This window comes from Streptomyces sp. NPDC001480 (genome assembly GCF_042894725.1).
Lineage (GTDB): Bacteria > Actinomycetota > Actinomycetes > Streptomycetales > Streptomycetaceae > Streptomyces.
The window spans coordinates 389,183-406,945 of sequence record NZ_JBIAVX010000003.1 but is presented as its reverse complement, the minus strand read 5'-3'; the positions used below and the strand labels follow the sequence as shown (position 1 = coordinate 406,945).

Here is a 17,763-nt window from a genome sequence, read left to right as displayed (position 1 = left end):
GTGATCGCCCTCTCCCTCGCCGAGATCGCAGCAGTCGTCGGCGGGCAGACGCACGACATACCGGATCCATCCGTCCACGTCACCGGGCCGGTGGTCCGGGACTCCCGGGAGGCGGTTCCGGGCAGCCTGTTCGTCGCCTTCGTCGGCGAGCGCGTGGACGGCCACGACTTCGCCGCGCAGGTCGTGGCGGCGGGCTCGGTCGCCGTCCTGGCGTCGCGCCCCGTCGGGGTGCCCGCGATCGTCGTCGAGGACGTGCAGAGCGCCCTCGGCGCCCTCGCCCGGCACGTCGTACGCCGGCTCGGCGCCACCCTCGTCGCCCTCACCGGCTCGGCGGGCAAGACCAGCACCAAGGACCTCATCGCCCAGGTACTGCGGCGCAAGGCGCCGACGGTGTTCACCCCGGGCTCGCTCAACAACGAGATCGGGCTGCCGCTGACCGCCCTGTCCGCCACCGAGGAGACGCGTTTCCTGGTGCTGGAGATGGGCGCCCGGGGCATCGGCCACATCCGTTACCTCGCCGAGCTGACCCCGCCGAAGGTCGGGCTCGTGCTCAACGTCGGCACCGCCCACATCGGCGAGTTCGGCGGCCGCGAGCAGATCGCGCAGGCGAAGGGCGAGCTCGTGGAGGCCCTGCCCGCCGCCGAGGACGGCGGAGCCGCGATCCTCAACGCCGACGATCCGTTGGTCCGGGCCATGGCCTCCCGTACCCAGGCGAAGGTGATCCTTTTCGGAGAGTCGGCCGAAGCGGACGTACGGGCCGAGAACGTGCGACTCACGGACAGCGGACAGCCCCAGTTCAGGCTTCACACACCCTCCGGTGCAAGCGATGTGACCATGCGCCTGTACGGTGAGCACCACGTGTCGAACGCGCTCGCCGCGGCCGCCGTCGCCCATGAGCTGGGCATGTCCGCGGAAGAGATCGCCACCGCGCTCTCCGAGGCGGGCTCCCTCTCCCGCTGGCGCATGGAGGTCACCGAGCGCCCGGACGGCGTGACCATCGTCAACGACGCCTACAACGCCAACCCCGAGTCCATGCGGGCCGCTCTTCGCGCGCTCGCGGCCATGGGCCAGGGTCGGCGGACCTGGGCGGTGCTCGGCAAGATGGCCGAGCTCGGGGACGAGGCGCTCGCCGAGCACGACGCGGTCGGACGGCTCGCCGTCCGGCTCAACGTCAGCAAGCTCGTCGCGGTCGGGGGGGTCGAAGCCTCCTGGCTGCAACTGGGCGCATATAACGAGGGTTCGTGGGGTGAGGAGTCGGTGCACGTGTCCGACGCACAGGCGGCGGTCGACCTGTTGCGCAGCGAGTTGCGCCCGGGGGACGTCGTGCTCGTGAAGGCGTCCCGTTCGGTGGGGCTGGAGAGCGTTGCCCAGGCGCTGGTCGAGAGCGGTGCCGAGGGTGAGGTTGCCGCCCGATGATGAACCAGATCCTGTTCTCGGGGGTCATCGGCCTCTTCCTGACGCTGGTCGGCACCCCGCTGCTGATCAAGCTGCTCGCGCGCAAGGGGTACGGCCAGTACATCCGTGACGACGGCCCGCGCGAGCACGCCAGCAAGCGCGGTACGCCGACCATGGGCGGCATCGCGTTCATCCTGGCCACGATCGCCGCCTACTTCCTCAGCAAGGTGATCACCGGCAAGCCGCCGACCTACTCCGGGCTGCTGGTCCTCGGCCTGATGGCCGGCATGGGCCTGGTCGGCTTCCTGGACGACTACATCAAGATCGTCAAGCGGCGCTCGCTGGGTCTGCGGGCCAAGGCGAAGATGGCCGGCCAGCTGATCGTCGGCATCGGCTTCGCCGTGCTGTCGCTGATGTTCTCCGACGCGCGCGGCAACACCCCGGCGTCCACGAAGCTGTCGTTCATCACCGACTTCGGCTGGTCGATCGGTCCGGTGCTGTTCGTGGTCTGGGCGCTGTTCATGATCCTCGCGATGTCGAACGGCGTGAACCTGACGGACGGCCTGGACGGTCTGGCCACCGGCGCCTCCGTGCTCGTCTTCGGTGCCTACACCTTCATCGGCGTCTGGCAGTTCCAGGAGTCCTGCGCCAACGCGCAGACGCTGACCAACCCGCACGCCTGCTTCGAGGTGCGCGACCCGCTGGACCTCGCGGTCATCTCCTCGGCGCTGATGGGTTCCTGCATCGGCTTCCTGTGGTGGAACACCTCGCCGGCCAAGATCTTCATGGGCGACACCGGTTCGCTCGCCCTCGGCGGTGTCCTCACCGGCCTGGCCATCCTCTCCCGCACGGAGCTGCTGGTGGCCCTCATGGGCGGTCTGTTCGTCCTCATCACCATGTCGGTGGTCATCCAGGTCGGCTCCTTCCGGCTCACCGGCAAGCGCGTCTTCCGGATGGCGCCACTCCAGCACCACTTCGAACTCAAAGGCTGGTCCGAAGTCCTCGTGGTGGTCCGATTCTGGATCATTCAGGGAATCTGTGTGATTGTCGGACTTGGCCTCTTCTATGCGGGATGGGCAGCGGAAAAGTGACCGACTGGCAGGGTAAGCACGTCACCGTCGCCGGACTCGGCGTCTCCGGCGTCCCGGCGGCCAAGGTGCTGCACGGACTCGGCGCGCGGGTCACCGTCGTCAACGACGGCGACGACGACCGCGCACGGGCCCAGGCGGCCGAACTGGAGGCGCTCGGGGTCACCGTGCGCCTCGGCGACGGCGACACCCTGCCCGAGGGCACCGAACTGATCGTCACCGCACCGGGCTGGAAGCCCGACAAGCCGCTGTTCGGCGCCGCCGGGCAGGCCGGCGTCCCCGTCTGGGGCGACGTCGAACTCGCCTGGCGGCTGCGCGGCCGGGACGGCAAGGAGCCAGCGCCGTGGCTGGCCGTCACCGGCACCAACGGCAAGACCACCACCGTCCAGATGCTCGCCTCCATCCTCAAGGCGGCGGGCCTGCGCACGGCGGCCGTCGGCAACATCGGCGTCTCGCTGCTGGACGCCGTGCTCGGCGACGAGCAGTACGACGTCCTCGCCGTGGAGCTGTCCAGCTACCAGCTGCACTGGGCGCCCTCCCTGCGCGCGCACTCCGCCGCGGTGCTGAACCTGGCCCCCGACCACCTCGACTGGCACGGCTCGATGGAGGCCTACGCCGCCGACAAGGGCCGTGTCTACGAGGGCAATCGGGTCGCCTGCGTCTACAACGTGGCCGACAAGCTCACCGAGGACCTGGTGCGCGAGGCGGACGTCGAGGAGGGCTGCCGGGCCATCGGTTTCACCCTCGGCGCCCCCGCGCCCTCCCAACTCGGCGTGGTGGACGGCATCCTGGTCGACCGTGCCTTCGTCGAGAACCGGCAGAAGAACGCCCAGGAGCTCGCCGAGGTCTCCGACGTCGACCCGCCCGCCCCGCACAACATCGCCAACGCCCTTGCCGCGGCGGCCCTCGCGCGGGCCTTCGGCGTGCCTCCGCAGGCCGTACGGGACGGCCTGCGGGCCTTCACCCCGGACGCCCACCGCATCGCGAAGGTGGCGGAGTTGGAGGGCGTGACGTACGTCGACGACTCGAAGGCCACCAACACCCACGCGGCTGAGGCCTCGTTGGCGTCATATGAGTCGATCGTATGGATTGCGGGCGGTCTGGCGAAGGGTGCCACCTTCGACGAACTGGTCGCCAAGTCGGCAAAGCGACTTCGCGCCGCCGTCCTCATCGGCGCGGACCGCGCCCTGATCCGAGAGGCCCTCGCGCGACACGCGCCGGAAGTACCCGTCGTCGACCTCGACCGGACCGACACTGGGGCGATGCTCCAGGCGGTGACGGAAGCCAAGCGGCTGGCGGTCGCCGGCGACACGGTGCTGCTTGCGCCGGCCTGCGCCTCCATGGACATGTTCACCAACTACAACCAGCGCGGTGACGCGTTCGCGGAGGCGGTTCGCGAACTCGGCGCGGGCGCCTGACGACGGGTCCCGTCCCCAGCGGGTGCTTCGGGACCCCAGGGCCTGTTCGGGGAACTCGGAACAGGCCCTAGGAGGGACGCGTGACTCGGATGTGGCTGAAGGTCGGGAGGTGCCGGTGATGTCCGGTAGCCGTACAGGCCGTCCTCCGGTTCAGCGGGCCGTCAGACGGCCCCCGTCCCCCCGGCCGCCGCGCGACAACCCCGTACGACGGCTCTTCACGCGCGCGCGGAAGGCCTGGGACCGGCCGCTGACCGCCTACTACCTGATCCTCGGCGGCAGCGTGCTGATCACCGTGCTGGGACTGGTGATGGTCTACTCGGCCTCCCAGATCACCGCGCTCCAGCTGTCGCTGCCGGGGTCGTACTTCTTCCGCAAGCAGTTCCTGGCCGCGGCCATCGGCGGCGGTCTGATGTTCGTAGCCTCGCGGATGCCGGTGAAGCTGCACCGGGCGCTGGCCTATCCGATCCTCGCGGGAGCCGTCTTCCTGATGGTCCTGGTCCAGGTGCCGGGGATAGGGATGGCGGTCAACGGCAACCAGAACTGGATCTCGCTCGGCGGCTCCTTCCAGATCCAGCCCAGCGAGTTCGGCAAGCTCGCGCTGGTCCTGTGGGGCGCCGACCTGATCGCGCGCAAGCACGACCGGAAGCTGCTGACCCAGTGGAAGCACATGCTGGTGCCGCTGGTGCCGGTCGCCTTCCTGCTGCTCGGGCTGATCATGCTCGGCGGGGACATGGGCACCGCGATCATCCTCACCGCGATCCTCTTCGGGCTGCTGTGGCTGGCGGGGGCGCCGACCCGGCTGTTCGTCGGCGTGCTGTCGATCGCCGGCCTGATCGGGGTGGTCCTGATCAAGACCAGCCCCAACCGCATGGCCCGCCTCGCCTGCATCGGTGCCACCGAGCCCCGCTCCGGGGTCGCCGACTGCTGGCAGGCCGTGCACGGGATCTACGCGCTCGCCTCCGGCGGCCTCTTCGGTTCCGGGCTCGGCGCGAGTGTGGAGAAATGGGGCCAACTCCCCGAAGCCCACACCGACTTCATCTTCGCCGTCACCGGTGAGGAACTGGGCCTGGCGGGGACGCTGTCGGTGCTCGCCCTCTTCGCGGCTCTAGGCTATGCGGGTATCCGCGTGGCCGGACGCACGGAGGATCCCTTCGTGAGGTACGCCGCGGGAGGCGTGACCACCTGGATCACCGCGCAGGCGGTGATCAACATCGGTGCGGTGCTCGGTCTGCTGCCGATCGCCGGCGTCCCCCTCCCGCTGTTCTCCTACGGAGGGTCCGCCCTGCTGCCGACCATGTTCGCCATCGGGCTGCTGATCGCCTTCGCGCGCGACGAGCCCGCTGCGCGGGCGGCGCTTGCGATGCGGCAACCTCGTTTTGGTAGAAAGCGGGGTGCCGGGGGTTCTGTGTTTAATCGGGGGCCCCGGAGATGGAACACGATGAGACGGCGTGCCTCGGCGGCGCGCTCGTCCGGAGAGCGGTGAATTTCGGTGCATGTCGTACTCGCCGGTGGGGGGACCGCCGGCCACATCGAGCCCGCGCTCGCCCTCGCGGACGCCCTGCGCAGGCAGGACCCGACCGTGGGGATCACGGCCCTGGGCACGGAGCGGGGACTGGAGACCCGGCTCGTCCCGGAGCGCGGCTACGAACTCGCGCTGATCCCGGCGGTGCCGCTGCCCCGCAAGCCCACCCCCGAGCTGATCACCGTCCCGGGCCGGCTGCGGGGCACGATCAAGGCCGCCGAGCAGATCCTGGAGCGCACCAAGGCGGACTGCGTCGTCGGCTTCGGCGGTTACGTCGCCCTGCCCGGCTATCTGGCCGCCAAGCGCCTCGGCGTGCCCATCGTGATCCACGAGGCGAACGCCCGCCCCGGCCTGGCCAACAAGATCGGGTCGCGGTACGCCGCCCGGGTCGCCGTCTCCACGCCCGACAGCAAGCTGCGTGACGCCCGCTACATCGGCATCCCGCTGCGCCGCTCCATCGCCACCCTGGACCGCGCCGCGGTCCGCCCGGAGGCCCGCGCGCGTTTCGGGCTCGACCCGAACCTGCCCACGCTGCTGGTCTCCGGCGGCTCCCAGGGCGCCCGCCGCCTCAACGAGGTGGTCCAGCAGGTCGCCCCCTGGCTCCAGCAGGCCGGGATCCAGATCCTGCACGCGGTCGGCCCGAAGAACGAACTGCCGCAGGTGCACCAGATGCCGGGAATGCCGCCCTACATCCCGGTAAGTTACCTGGACCGGATGGACCTCGCGTACGCCGCGGCCGACATGATGCTCTGCCGCGCGGGCGCGATGACCGTCGCCGAACTCTCCGCCGTCGGGCTCCCGGCCGCCTACGTCCCGCTGCCCATCGGCAACGGCGAGCAGCGGCTGAACGCACAGCCGGTGGTCAAGGCCGGCGGCGGCCTCCTGGTCGACGACGCGGAACTCACGCCCGAGTGGGTGCAGCAGAACGTCCTGCCCGTGCTCGCCGACCCGCACCGGCTGTACGAGATGTCCCGTGCCGCCGGTGAGTTCGGCCGCCGGGACGCCGACGACCTGCTCGTCGGCATGGTGTACGAGGCGATCGCCTCACGCCGATAGGACGATATGCACGGAGGGCAGTGAGCGTGGCCGGACCGACGACCGCCGAGCGCGGTGATCGCCAGCAGGAGTCGTCCGGCCCGCCGCCGGGAAGGCGGTTGGGGAGACTCCGCCTTCCCCGCCTCCGCGCAGTCGTCGTCCTGGCCGCCGCTCTCGTGCTCCTCGTCTCGGGAGTGGTCTGGCTGCTGTACGGCTCCAAGTGGCTGCGGGTGGAGCGGGTCTCGGTCACTGGGACCGTGGTCCTGACGCCCGCACAGGTCCGCCAGGCCGCCCGGGTGCCGGTCGGCAAGCCGCTGATTTCCATCGACACGGACGACATCGAGGCCCGACTGCGCCGGAAACTGCCCCGAATTGACTCGGTTCAGGTCGTCCGTTCCTGGCCCCACGGAATCGGGCTGAAAGTGACCGAGCGCGTCCCGGTGCTGCTCATGGAAAAGGGCGGAAAGTTCATCGAAGTGGACGACGACGGTGTCCGCTTCGCCACGGTTTCGCAGGCCCCGAGCGGCATTCCCGCACTGGAATTGACCCCGTCCCGCTCCGCCTCCGCCGCCGCGAGCCTGCGCCGCTTCGACCAGGCCCGTCTGGTGCGGGCGGCCGTGGGGGTGGCCGGTGACATTCCGGCCAACGTCGCGAGCGAGACACGGGTCGTCAAGGTCCGTTCCTACGACGACATCTCGCTGGAGTTGGGCGGCGGCCGCACGGTGCAGTGGGGCAGCGACGAGAACGGCCGCGCGAAGGCCCGTACCCTCAACGCTCTCATGAAAGCCGCCCCCCGCGCACGGCACTTCGATGTCAGCGTTCCCACCGCGCCTGCGTCATCAGGGAGTTGACGCACGTCCGCGCAGGCCAGCACCCTGGTTGGGCACCGCTATGCCTGATCACATAGGGTGAAAAGAAAAACGGGAGGTTCGGCGTGTTCGTTGAACGTGCGCCACTTGTCGACTTAGTGTCCTGTTCAGAAGACTTCAAGGAACAGGCACACTGGTAACCCTAAACTTCAGCGTTAGGGTTCGGGTCGGCACTCGGACCGTCCCATTCGGCATCAGTCGTCGGATCGCGGCAAGGCCGCGAGGCGGCGACACGTAACTCGAGGCGAGAGGCCTTCGACGTGGCAGCACCGCAGAACTACCTCGCAGTCATCAAAGTCATCGGTGTCGGCGGCGGTGGTGTCAATGCCATCAACCGGATGATCGAGGTCGGTCTCAAGGGCGTCGAGTTCATCGCCATCAACACCGACGCGCAGGCGCTGTTGATGAGCGACGCCGACGTCAAGCTCGACGTCGGCCGCGAACTCACCCGCGGACTCGGCGCCGGAGCCAACCCGGCCGTCGGCCGCAAGGCCGCCGAGGATCACCGCGAGGAGATCGAGGAGGTCCTCAAGGGGGCCGACATGGTCTTCGTGACGGCCGGTGAAGGCGGCGGCACCGGCACCGGCGGCGCGCCCGTCGTGGCCAACATTGCACGCTCCCTGGGCGCCCTCACCATCGGCGTGGTCACCCGCCCGTTCACCTTCGAGGGGCGGCGCCGGGCCAACCAGGCCGAGGACGGCATCGCCGAACTCCGCGAAGAGGTCGACACCCTCATCGTCATCCCCAACGACCGGCTGCTGTCCATCTCGGACCGCCAGGTCAGCGTGCTGGACGCGTTCAAGTCCGCGGACCAGGTGCTGCTCTCCGGTGTGCAGGGCATCACCGACCTCATCACCACCCCCGGTCTCATCAACCTCGACTTCGCCGACGTGAAGTCGGTCATGTCCGAGGCCGGTTCCGCCCTCATGGGCATCGGCTCGGCCCGCGGCGACGACCGCGCGGTGGCCGCCGCCGAGATGGCGATCTCCTCGCCGCTCCTCGAGGCCTCCATCGACGGCGCCCGGGGTGTTCTGCTCTCCATCTCCGGCGGCTCTGACCTCGGCCTGTTCGAGATCAACGAGGCCGCCCAGCTGGTCAGCGAGGCCGCCCACCCCGAGGCCAACATCATCTTCGGCGCGGTGATCGACGACGCCCTCGGCGACGAGGTCCGGGTCACGGTGATCGCGGCCGGCTTCGACGGGGGCCAGCCGCCCGCCCGCCGGGACAACGTCCTCGGGTCGTCCTCGTCCTCGTCCTCCGCGTCCTCGGCACGGCGCGACGAGCCGACCCCGGTACGGCAGCCCGAGAGCCGCCCGTCCTTCGGCTCGCTCGGCAGCGTCACGCCCAAGGAGGAGCCGGAGCCCGCCGCTCCGGAGCCGGTGGCCGACATCCCGGTCACCCCGTCGATCCCGCCGGCCCCGCGGACCTACTCGGACAGCGCCGCGGAGGAGCTGGACGTACCGGACTTCCTCAAGTGATCCTCCTGACGTGATAGGACGGCACGACATCGTGAACGGCGCCCACTTCGCCTTCACCGACCGGTGGGGCGGGGTGAGCGCCGTTCCGTACGAGGAGCTGAACCTCGGCGGGGCGGTCGGCGACGACCCCGACGCCGTACGGAACAACCGCGAACTGGCCGCGAAGTCGCTGGGCCTCGACCCGGCGCGGGTGGTCTGGATGAACCAGGTGCACGGGGCGGACGTGGCCGTGGTCGACGGGCCGTGGGGCACGGGGAGCCCGGTGCCCGAGGTCGACGCGATCGTCACGGCCGGGCGGGGACTCGCCCTGGCGGTGCTCACCGCCGACTGCACTCCGGTGCTGCTCGCCGACCCGGTCGCGGGGATCGCCGCCGCGGCGCACGCCGGCCGGCCCGGCATGGTCGCCGGGGTCGTCCCGGCCGCCGTGCGGGCCATGGTGGAGCTCGGCGCCGAGCCGGGCCGGATCGTCGCCCGCACCGGACCGGCCGTCTGCGGCCGGTGCTACGAGGTGCCGGAGGCGATGCGTGCAGAGGTGGCCGCCGTCGAGCCGGCGGCGTACGCCGAGACGAGTTGGGGCACTCCGGCGGTCGACGTGAGCGCCGGAGTGCACGCGCAGCTCGAACGGCTCGGGGTGTGCGACCGGGAGCAGTCGCCGGTGTGCACGCTCGAATCGGGCGATCACTTCTCGTACCGCCGGGACCGCACCACCGGGCGGCTCGCGGGCTATGTGTGGCTGGACTGATCGGACATGACGGATCGTAAGGGTGAACTCGCCGCAAATCTGGCGAAGGTCGAGGAGCGCATCACCGCGGCCTGTGTGTCCGCCGGGCGCGAGCGGGAGGAGGTGACCCTGATCGTGGTCACCAAGACCTACCCGGCGAGCGATGTGCGGATCCTGTCGGGACTCGGCGTGCGCCACGTCGCGGAGAACCGCGACCAGGACGCCGCCCCCAAGGCCGCCGCCTGCTCGGATCTGCCGCTTTCCTGGCACTTCGTAGGTCAGTTGCAGACCAACAAGGTGCGATCGGTGGTCGCTTACGCCGATGTCGTGCAGTCCGTCGACCGCGCCAAGCTCGTCACGGCGCTGTCGAGGGAGGCCGTGCGGGCCGGGCGCGAGGTGGGGTGTCTCCTCCAGGTCGCGCTCGACGCGGGCGAGAGCGCGAGGGGCGAGCGCGGTGGCGTGGCGCCCGGCGGAATCGAAGAGTTGGCCGACCTGGTCGCCGGCGCTCCGGGGCTGCGGCTCGACGGGCTGATGACCGTCGCGCCGCTGACCGGGGAGTACGCGGGGCGTCAACGGGCCGCGTTCGAGCGGATGATGGATTTGTCGACTGACCTGCGCCGGGCCCATCCGGCTGCGAACATGGTGTCCGCAGGGATGAGTGCGGACCTCGAGGACGCCGTGGCCGCCGGAGCGACACATGTACGCATCGGCACTGCGGTACTCGGAGTCCGCCCCAGGCTCGGGTAACGTCGCCAAGAAGTCGGACCACAGCAGAAAATATGGTCAATGTCGCCGAGAGGCGTGCAGAACGACCTCGTGGATCGCGGGCACTTGGCGGTCGTCAGCGGATCCACCACAGAGCGGAGGACTCAGAGCATGGCCGGCGCGATGCGCAAGATGGCGGTCTACCTCGGCCTCGTGGAGGACGATGGGTACGACGGCCGCGGTTTTGACCCCGACGACGACTTCGAGCCCGAACTGGACCCGGAGCCTGAACGGGACCATCGACGGCACGAGCCGTCACACCAGTCGCATCAGTCCCAAAGGGACGAAGCGGTACGAGTCGTGCAGCCCCCCGCGCCGCGCGAACCGATTCCTCATGCCGCTTCGCTCCCCGCGGAATCGGGACGTCCGGCGCGGATCGCGCCCGTGTCGTCCATCACACAAGAACGTCAGTCCCTGGAGAAGAACGCACCGGTGATCATGCCCAAGGTCGTGTCGGAACGAGAGCCTTACCGGATCACCACGCTTCACCCCCGGACCTACAACGAGGCCCGTACCATCGGGGAACACTTCCGTGAGGGCACCCCGGTGATCATGAATCTGACTGAGATGGATGACACAGACGCGAAGCGACTTGTCGACTTTGCGGCCGGTTTGGTGTTTGGTCTCCATGGCAGCATCGAGCGGGTGACGCAGAAGGTGTTCCTGTTGTCTCCTGCTAACGTCGATGTCACGGCGGAGGACAAGGCCCGCATCGCAGAGGGCGGGTTCTTCAACCAGAGCTGAGAAGTACGACCGGAACGAAGCACTAAGCAGGGGAGAGGGAAGCACAATCCATGAGCGTGTTCGCGCAGGTGATCTACATCGCGCTGATGGTGTTCCTCATCGTGCTCATCTTCCGGCTGGTCATGGACTATGTCTTCCAGTTCGCCCGCTCGTGGCAACCCGGCAAGGCCATGGTGGTCGTACTGGAGGCCACCTACACTGTCACCGATCCACCGCTGAAGCTTCTGCGGCGGTTCATTCCGCCGCTGCGTCTCGGGGGCGTGGCGCTCGACCTGTCCTTCTTCGTACTGATGATCATCGTCTACATCCTGATCTCCATCGTGGGAAACCTGGTGGGGTGAGCTGTGGACGATACGGTCTTGCCGACTGCCGATGACTACGTTGAGGTGAAGAGATGCCGTTGACCCCCGAGGACGTGCGGAACAAGCAGTTCACGACCGTCCGCCTCCGAGAAGGCTATGACGAGGACGAGGTCGATGCCTTCCTCGACGAGGTCGAAGCCGAACTGACCCGTCTGCTCCGCGAGAACGAGGACCTGCGCGCCAAGCTGGCCGCGGCCACGCGCGCGGCCGCGCAGAACCAGCAGAACATGCGCAAGCCCCCGGAGCAGGACCAGCAGCAGGGCGGCATGCAGCAGGGCGGCATGCAGCAGGGCGGCATGCAGCAAGGCGGCATGCCGCAGGGCGGTATGCAGCAGGGCGGCATGCCGCAGCAGGGCATGCGAGGTCCCGGCGCTCCGGTGCCCGCCGGAATATCGGGCCCGCCGCAGCAGCAGATGGGTGGCCCCATGGGTGGCCCGCCCCAGCTGCCGAGCGGTGCCCCGCAGCTGCCCGCCGGTCCCGGCGGTCAGGGTCCGGGTCCGCAGGGTCCCGGCCCGATGGGTCAGGGTCCGATGGGCCAGGGCCCGATGGGTGGTCAGCCCCCCATGCAGCAGCAGATGGGCGGTCCGATGGGCGGCCCCATGGGCGGTCCGATGGGCGGCCCCGGTCAGGGCCCCGGTGGCGACAGCGCCGCCCGAGTCCTCTCGCTGGCCCAGCAGACCGCCGACCAGGCGATCGCCGAGGCCCGCTCCGAGGCCAACAAGATCGTCGGCGAGGCCCGCAGCCGTGCCGAGGGTCTCGAGCGTGACGCGCGCGCCAAGGCCGACGCGCTCGAGCGGGACGCGCAGGAGAAGCACCGCGTCGCCATGGGCTCCCTGGAGTCCGCGCGCGCCACGCTGGAGCGCAAGGTCGAGGACCTGCGTGGCTTCGAGCGCGAGTACCGTACGCGTCTGAAGTCGTACCTCGAGTCCCAGCTGCGCCAGCTGGAGACCCAGGCCGACGACTCCCTGGCCCCGCCGCGTACCCCGGCGACCGCGTCTCTGCCGCCGTCCCCGGCGCCTTCCATGGCACCGGCCGGCGCGAGCGCCCCGTCGTACGGCGGCAACCAGACCATGGGCGGTGCGCCGAGCCCCGCTGCCCCGTCCTACGGCGGCCAGCAGCAGATGACCCCGGCGATGACCCAGCCGATGGCTCCGGTCCGTCCGCAGGGCCCGTCGCCGATGGGCCAGGCTCCCTCGCCGATGCGCGGGTTCCTGATCGATGAGGACGACAACTGACGGCCGGCACGGTCAGTAGTACGCCGTAGGCGTCGGCAGCGTTCAGGGCGGGGCCCCGGACTTCGGTCCGGGGCCCCGCCCTTTTTACGCGTGTTGACGCCGGTGACGCCGAAGGCCCGGCCCCCAGGGGGCCGGGCCTTCGTGGTGCCGCCGCTGCCTACGCCTTGCGCAGGCGGAAGGTGAGGGACAGCCCCTCGTCGGTGAACGGGTCGCCGTAGGAGCCGTCCGCCTCACCCTGGGCGAAGTCGGTGCCCAGGACCTCGTCGGCGATCAGGGCCGCGTGCTCGGTCAGGGCCGCGACGACCGCCGGGTCCGTGGAGGTCCAGCGCAGCGCAATGCGGTCGGCCACGTCGAGGCCGCTGTTCTTGCGGGCCTCCTGGATCAGCCGGATCGCGTCACGGGCCAGGCCCGCCTGCCGCAGCTCCTCGGTGATCTCCAGGTCCAGCGCGACCGTGGCACCGGAGTCGGACGCCACCGACCAGCCCTCGCGCGGGGTCTCGGTGATGATCACCTCGTCGGGGGCGAGGGTGATCGTCTCCCCGTCGACCTCCACCGACGCCGTGCCCTCGCGCAGCGCGAGGGACAGCGCGGCGGCGTCGGCCGCGGCGACCGCCTTGGCCACGTCCTGGACGCGCTTGCCGAACCGCTTGCCCAGCGCGCGGAAGTTCGCCTTCGCCGTCGTGTCGACCAGCGAGCCGCCGACCTCGCTCAGCGAGGCGAGCGCCTCGACGTTGAGTTCCTCGGTGATCTGCGCGTGCAGCTCGGTGTCGAGGGCGTCGAAGCCGGCCGCCGCGATGAGCGCGCGCCTGAGCGGCTGACGCGTCTTCACGCCCGACTCCGCGCGCGTGGCGCGGCCCAGCTCCACCAGGCGGCGGACCAGGACCATCTGCTTCGACAGCTCCGGGTCGATCGCCGACAGGTCCGCCTCGGGCCAGGAGGCCAGGTGCACGGACTCGGGGGCGCCGGGGCTGACCGGCACCACCAGGTCCTGCCAGACCCGCTCGGTGATGAACGGCGTCAGCGGGGCCATCAGCTTGGTGACCGTCTCGACGACCTCGTGCAGGGTGCGCAGCGCCGCCTTGTCGCCCTGCCAGAAGCGGCGGCGGGAGCGGCGGACGTACCAGTTGGACAGGTCGTCGACGAACGCCGACAGCAGCTTGCCGGCGCGCTGGGTGTCGTAGGCCTCCAGGGACTGGGTGACCTGGTCGGTCAGCGCGTGCAGCTCGGACAGCAGCCAGCGGTCCAGCAGCGGACGGTCGGCCGGGGCCGGGTCGGCCTCGCTGGGCGCCCAGCCGGAGGTGCGGGCGTACAGCGCCTGGAAGGCGACCGTGTTCCAGTACGTGAGGAGGGTCTTGCGGACGACCTCCTGGATCGTGCCGTGCCCCACCCGGCGGGCCGCCCAGGGGGAGCCGCCGGCCGCCATGAACCAGCGCACCGCGTCCGCGCCGTGCCGGTCCATGAGCGGGATCGGCTCCAGGGTGTTGCCCAGGTGCTTGGACATCTTGCGGCCGTCCTCGGCGAGGATGTGGCCCAGGCAGACGACGTTCTCGTACGACGACTTGTCGAAGACCAGGGTGCCGACGGCCATGAGGGTGTAGAACCACCCGCGCGTCTGGTCGATGGCCTCGGAGATGAACTGCGCCGGGTAGCGGCTCTCGAACAGCTCCTTGTTCTGGTACGGGTAGCCCCACTGCGCGAACGGCATGGAGCCCGAGTCGTACCAGGCGTCGATGACCTCCGGCACGCGCGTGGCGGTCTTCTCGCACTGCGGGCAGGCGAAGGTGACCTCGTCGATGAACGGGCGGTGCGGGTCGAGCCCGGACTGGTCGGTGCCGGTCAGCTCGGTCAGCTGCGCGCGGGAGCCGACGCAGGTGAGGTGGCCGTCCTCGCAGCGCCAGATCGGCAGCGGGGTGCCCCAGTAGCGGTTGCGGGACAGCGCCCAGTCGATGTTGTTGTTCAGCCAGTCGCCGTACCGGCCGTGCTTGACGGTCTCCGGGAACCAGTTGGTGCGCTCGTTCTCCTGGAGCAGCCGGTCCTTGATGGCCGTCGTGCGGATGTACCAGGACGGCTGCGCGTAGTAGAGCAGCGCGGTGTGGCAGCGCCAGCAGTGCGGGTAGCTGTGCTCGTACGGCAGGTGCTTGAAGAGCAGGCCGCGCTGCTGGAGGTCCTCGGTGAGCTTTTCGTCGGCCTTCTTGAAGAAGACACCGCCGACCAGCGGGACGTCCTCCTCGAAGGTGCCGTCCGGGCGGACGGGGTTCACGACCGGCAGGCCGTAGGCGCGGCAGACCTTGAGGTCGTCCTCACCGAAGGCGGGGGACTGGTGGACCAGGCCCGTACCGTCCTCGGTGGTGACGTAGTCGGCGTTGACGACGAAATGGGCTTCTGCCGGGAACTCGACGAGCTCGAACGGACGTTGATACGTCCAGCGCTCCATTTCGGCGCCGGTGAAGGTCTGGCCCGTGGTCTCCCAGCCCTCGCCGAGCGCCTTGGCGACGAGCGGCTCGGCGACGACGAGCTTCTCCTCGCCGTCGGTGGCGACGACGTAGGTCACCTCGGGGTGGGCGGCGACGGCGGTGTTGGACACCAGGGTCCACGGGGTCGTCGTCCACACCAGGAGCGCGGCTTCGCCGGCGAGCGGACCGGAGGTGAGCGGGAAACGGACGTACACGGAGGGGTCGACGACCGTCTCGTAGCCCTGTGCCAGCTCGTGGTCCGACAGGCCGGTGCCGCAGCGGGGGCACCAGGGGGCGACGCGGTGGTCCTGGACCAGCAGGCCCTTGTCGAAGATCTCCTTCAGCGACCACCAGACGGACTCGATGTACGCCGGGTCCATGGTGCGGTAGGCGCCGTCGAGGTCCGTCCAGTACCCCATGCGGGTCGTCAGCGCGGAGAAGGCGTCCGTGTGCCGGGTCACCGACTCGCGGCACTTGGCGTTGAACTCGGCGATGCCGTACGCCTCGATGTCCTGCTTGCCGGAGAAGCCCAGCTCCTTCTCGACCGCCAGCTCCACCGGGAGGCCGTGGCAGTCCCAGCCGGCCTTGCGGGCCACGTGGTAGCCGCGCATGGTGCGGAAGCGGGGGAAGACGTCCTTGAAGACGCGGGCCTCGATGTGGTGGGCGCCGGGCATGCCGTTGGCGGTGGGCGGGCCCTCGTAGAACACCCACTCCGGGCGGCCCTCGGACTGCTCCAGACTCTTGGCGAAGATCTTCTGCTCGCGCCAGAAGTCGAGCACCGCGTGCTCGAGCGCGGGCAGGTCGACCTGGGCGGGTACCTGGCGGTACGTCGGCGCTGTCATCAGCGAGCTTCCTCCAACGGACTTGCTGCCTTCCGTCGGAGGGACGAGAGCCGTATGTGCTACGTGCGCCGGGTGCGGCGCGCTCCCGCGGTACCACCCTCCTTGGCTCCCCGTGCGCCGTATGCGCCGGTGAGCCCCCTCATTGGGGTCGCGATGCCGGTTCTACCGGCCCCTGGGCCTGCGCTGGGGCTTTCTTCCGGCGGCTCCGGGGTGATCTTCGCGTCGCGCTCGCCCCCGGGCTTCCACCGTCCCCGGGTCGCTCTGGGCTGCGTACGCCGCTACTCGTCCCCATCCACGCTTTTCGCTCCGCCCAGTGTACGGCGCCCCGGCGACAGCGGCAGACCCATTTCGGGTGCGGGGACAGTGCGAGGAGCCCGCCGACGGGGAATGGTGGATATGTCCCGAATGTGACCTGAATGGCGAGGTACGCGTGTTCGGATCCCGGGATGCCGGGCTCGGCGGATTACCCGGCTGGGAGCTGGGCACAACGCATGCAGGCTTGTCGCGCGGGGGTCGCGAGGCGGGCGGATCGGGCGGCGTGCCCCGTTGCCGCGGGACTCGAGTCGATTTATCGTCCCAGCACGATTCGCGAGCAAGATCACAATATGTGAAGGGGCCGCGGCCATGGTGGCGAAGAAGACCGCCGTACAGCAGTCGGCGGCGCCCGGCAGGGCCAGGGGAGCGGTCGCGGGTGCCTCCGGTGGGACGAAGTCCTCCGCCGAGGGGGCTGCCGGAAAGGGCGCGGGTGGGGCGGGGAGGAAGCCGGTCGCCGGGAAGACCTCCGCCGGGAAGGCGACGGCCGCCGACGAGGAGGCGACGGCCAGGGCGGGCAAGGGCGCCGCGAAGAAGACGGCGGCAGCCGCCAAGGGCGGTTCCCGGAAGCCCGCGGTCCCGGCCGAGGAGAGCGGCCCGCGGAAGGCTACGGCCAGGAAGACGGGCGCTGCCGGAGTCACCACCAAGAGGACGCGCGCCGAGGAAGCCGCGGCGAAGGAGCCCGGCACCGGGGCGCGGGGCGGCAAAAAGCCCCACGCCGAGGCACCGCACGGCAAGGCACCCCACGCCGAGGCACCTCACGACAAGGCATCGCACGGCAAGGCACCTCACGACAAGGCATCGGGCGGCAGGAAACCCGGCATCGAGGAACGGGGCGGCAAGAAGACCGGCCGCAAGGAAACGAGCGGCAGGGAACCCGGGACCGGCACGGCCGGTGCGGGAGGGGGCGGGGCCGCCGAGACGGGCGCCGCCCGGGCGGCAGGGCAGCAGGCGGGCACCGAGGAGGCGGTGGCCGGGAAGAGTTCGGCCAAGAAGGCGGGCGCGGCGCAGGCCGCGAAGCAGACGGGAGCCACGACGGTGGTTGCGAAGAAGACTCCTGGCACGGCCACGGCGGCGAAGACCGCAGTCCCCAAGGCGCGCCTCGCCGCGGTGGACCCCGGCGACCTCGCGGTGCGCCCCGGTGAGGATCCCTGGACCTCCGAGGAGGTCGAGGAGGCACGCGCCGAGCTCCAGTCCGAGGAGGCGCGGCTCAGCGCCGAGATCACCGCCTCGGAGCAGTCCCTCGTGGGGCTCATGCGGGACTCCGGGGACGGCGCCGGCGACGACCAGGCCGACACCGGCACCAAGAACATCACGCGCGAGCACGAGATGGCGCTGGCCGCCAACGCGCGCGAGATGCTGATCCAGACCGAGCGTGCCCTGGAACGGCTGGACGCGGGTACGTACGGTCTGTGCGAGAACTGCGGCAACCCCATCGGCAAGGCCCGCATGCAGGCCTTCCCGAGGGCCACCCTGTGCGTGGAGTGCAAGCAGAAGCAGGAACGCCGGTACTGAGCCGGTGCC

14 protein-coding genes are annotated in these 17,763 nt (G+C 70.3%); 13 read left to right on the top strand and 1 reads right to left on the bottom strand.

What is annotated here, in order from left to right:
* The 12 genes from murF to ACFY01_RS09085 all read left to right on the top strand — a co-directional run bounded on the left by murF (nucleotide 1) and on the right by ACFY01_RS09085 (nucleotide 12,632).
* A complete protein-coding gene (gene murF / locus ACFY01_RS09140; protein ID WP_390735030.1) occupies nucleotides 1–1,416 on the top strand; it encodes a UDP-N-acetylmuramoyl-tripeptide--D-alanyl-D-alanine ligase in 1,416 nt (471 codons plus the stop codon).
* Entirely contained in the window at nucleotides 1,413–2,486 is a 1,074-nt protein-coding gene (gene mraY / locus ACFY01_RS09135) for a phospho-N-acetylmuramoyl-pentapeptide-transferase (RefSeq protein ID WP_390735029.1), read from the top strand. The genes murF and mraY overlap by 4 nt, the downstream gene beginning before the upstream one ends.
* Entirely contained in the window at nucleotides 2,468–3,901 is a 1,434-nt protein-coding gene (murD, locus tag ACFY01_RS09130; RefSeq protein WP_390735028.1) for a UDP-N-acetylmuramoyl-L-alanine--D-glutamate ligase, read from the top strand. The genes mraY and murD overlap by 19 nt, the downstream gene beginning before the upstream one ends.
* A 118-nt stretch (nucleotides 3,902–4,019) precedes the next feature.
* Nucleotides 4,020–5,384: a putative lipid II flippase FtsW gene (gene ftsW, locus ACFY01_RS09125; protein ID WP_390735027.1), complete on the top strand. Its 1,365-nt coding sequence runs from the start codon at nucleotides 4,020–4,022 to the stop codon at nucleotides 5,382–5,384.
* A 6-nt stretch (nucleotides 5,385–5,390) separates the two neighbouring features.
* On the top strand, nucleotides 5,391–6,479 hold the full coding sequence (gene murG, locus ACFY01_RS09120) for an undecaprenyldiphospho-muramoylpentapeptide beta-N-acetylglucosaminyltransferase (protein ID WP_390735026.1): 1,089 nt from the start codon (nucleotides 5,391–5,393) through the stop codon (nucleotides 6,477–6,479).
* 26 nt (nucleotides 6,480–6,505) lie between these two features.
* Nucleotides 6,506–7,309: a cell division protein FtsQ/DivIB gene (locus tag ACFY01_RS09115; protein ID WP_390735025.1), complete on the top strand. Its 804-nt coding sequence runs from the start codon at nucleotides 6,506–6,508 to the stop codon at nucleotides 7,307–7,309.
* A gap of 278 nt (nucleotides 7,310–7,587) precedes the next feature.
* Nucleotides 7,588–8,805: a cell division protein FtsZ gene (ftsZ, locus tag ACFY01_RS09110; RefSeq protein ID WP_390735024.1), complete on the top strand. Its 1,218-nt coding sequence runs from the start codon at nucleotides 7,588–7,590 to the stop codon at nucleotides 8,803–8,805.
* Nucleotides 8,806–8,815: 10 nt separating this feature from the next.
* Complete coding sequence (gene pgeF, locus ACFY01_RS09105; RefSeq protein WP_390735023.1) at nucleotides 8,816–9,547, top strand: peptidoglycan editing factor PgeF; 732 nt, start codon at nucleotides 8,816–8,818, stop codon at nucleotides 9,545–9,547.
* A 6-nt stretch (nucleotides 9,548–9,553) separates the two neighbouring features.
* Nucleotides 9,554–10,273, top strand: coding sequence for a YggS family pyridoxal phosphate-dependent enzyme (locus ACFY01_RS09100; protein WP_390735022.1), 720 nt, complete (start codon nucleotides 9,554–9,556; stop codon nucleotides 10,271–10,273).
* 129 nt (nucleotides 10,274–10,402) lie between these two features.
* Nucleotides 10,403–11,035 (top strand): cell division protein SepF, encoded by a 633-nt coding sequence (locus ACFY01_RS09095; RefSeq protein WP_390735021.1) that lies wholly within the window; start codon nucleotides 10,403–10,405, stop codon nucleotides 11,033–11,035.
* Nucleotides 11,036–11,085: 50 nt separating this feature from the next.
* Nucleotides 11,086–11,376 (top strand): YggT family protein, encoded by a 291-nt coding sequence (locus ACFY01_RS09090; RefSeq protein ID WP_132854348.1) that lies wholly within the window; start codon nucleotides 11,086–11,088, stop codon nucleotides 11,374–11,376.
* A gap of 53 nt (nucleotides 11,377–11,429) precedes the next feature.
* A complete protein-coding gene (locus ACFY01_RS09085) occupies nucleotides 11,430–12,632 on the top strand; it encodes a DivIVA domain-containing protein (protein WP_390735020.1) in 1,203 nt (400 codons plus the stop codon).
* A gap of 157 nt (nucleotides 12,633–12,789) precedes the next feature.
* Here ACFY01_RS09085 and ileS read toward each other — a convergent pair whose 3' ends face one another.
* Nucleotides 12,790–15,927: an isoleucine--tRNA ligase gene (gene ileS / locus ACFY01_RS09080; RefSeq protein WP_390735019.1), complete on the bottom strand. Its 3,138-nt coding sequence runs from the start codon at nucleotides 15,925–15,927 to the stop codon at nucleotides 12,790–12,792.
* A gap of 624 nt (nucleotides 15,928–16,551) precedes the next feature.
* Between ileS and ACFY01_RS09075 the strand changes: the two genes are divergently transcribed.
* Nucleotides 16,552–17,754 (top strand): TraR/DksA family transcriptional regulator, encoded by a 1,203-nt coding sequence (locus ACFY01_RS09075; RefSeq protein WP_390735018.1) that lies wholly within the window; start codon nucleotides 16,552–16,554, stop codon nucleotides 17,752–17,754.
* Nucleotides 17,755–17,763: the final 9 nt, after the last annotated feature.

What these genes read in the sequence shown, in the direction of transcription:
- mraY (WP_390735029.1), top strand. Translation starts at nt 1,413, where the DNA reads ATGATGAACCAGATCCTGTTCTCGGGGGTCATCGGCCTCTTCCTGACG.
- murD (WP_390735028.1), top strand. Translation starts at nt 2,468, where the DNA reads ATGGGCAGCGGAAAAGTGACCGACTGGCAGGGTAAGCACGTCACCGTC.
- ftsW (WP_390735027.1), top strand. Translation starts at nt 4,020, where the DNA reads ATGTCCGGTAGCCGTACAGGCCGTCCTCCGGTTCAGCGGGCCGTCAGA.
- ACFY01_RS09100 (WP_390735022.1), top strand. Translation starts at nt 9,554, where the DNA reads ATGACGGATCGTAAGGGTGAACTCGCCGCAAATCTGGCGAAGGTCGAG.
- ACFY01_RS09095 (WP_390735021.1), top strand. Translation starts at nt 10,403, where the DNA reads ATGGCCGGCGCGATGCGCAAGATGGCGGTCTACCTCGGCCTCGTGGAG.
- ACFY01_RS09090 (WP_132854348.1), top strand. Translation starts at nt 11,086, where the DNA reads ATGAGCGTGTTCGCGCAGGTGATCTACATCGCGCTGATGGTGTTCCTC.
- ACFY01_RS09085 (WP_390735020.1), top strand. Translation starts at nt 11,430, where the DNA reads ATGCCGTTGACCCCCGAGGACGTGCGGAACAAGCAGTTCACGACCGTC.
- ileS (WP_390735019.1), bottom strand. Translation starts at nt 15,927, where the DNA reads ATGACAGCGCCGACGTACCGCCAGGTACCCGCCCAGGTCGACCTGCCC.
- ACFY01_RS09075 (WP_390735018.1), top strand. Translation starts at nt 16,552, where the DNA reads ATGGTGGCGAAGAAGACCGCCGTACAGCAGTCGGCGGCGCCCGGCAGG.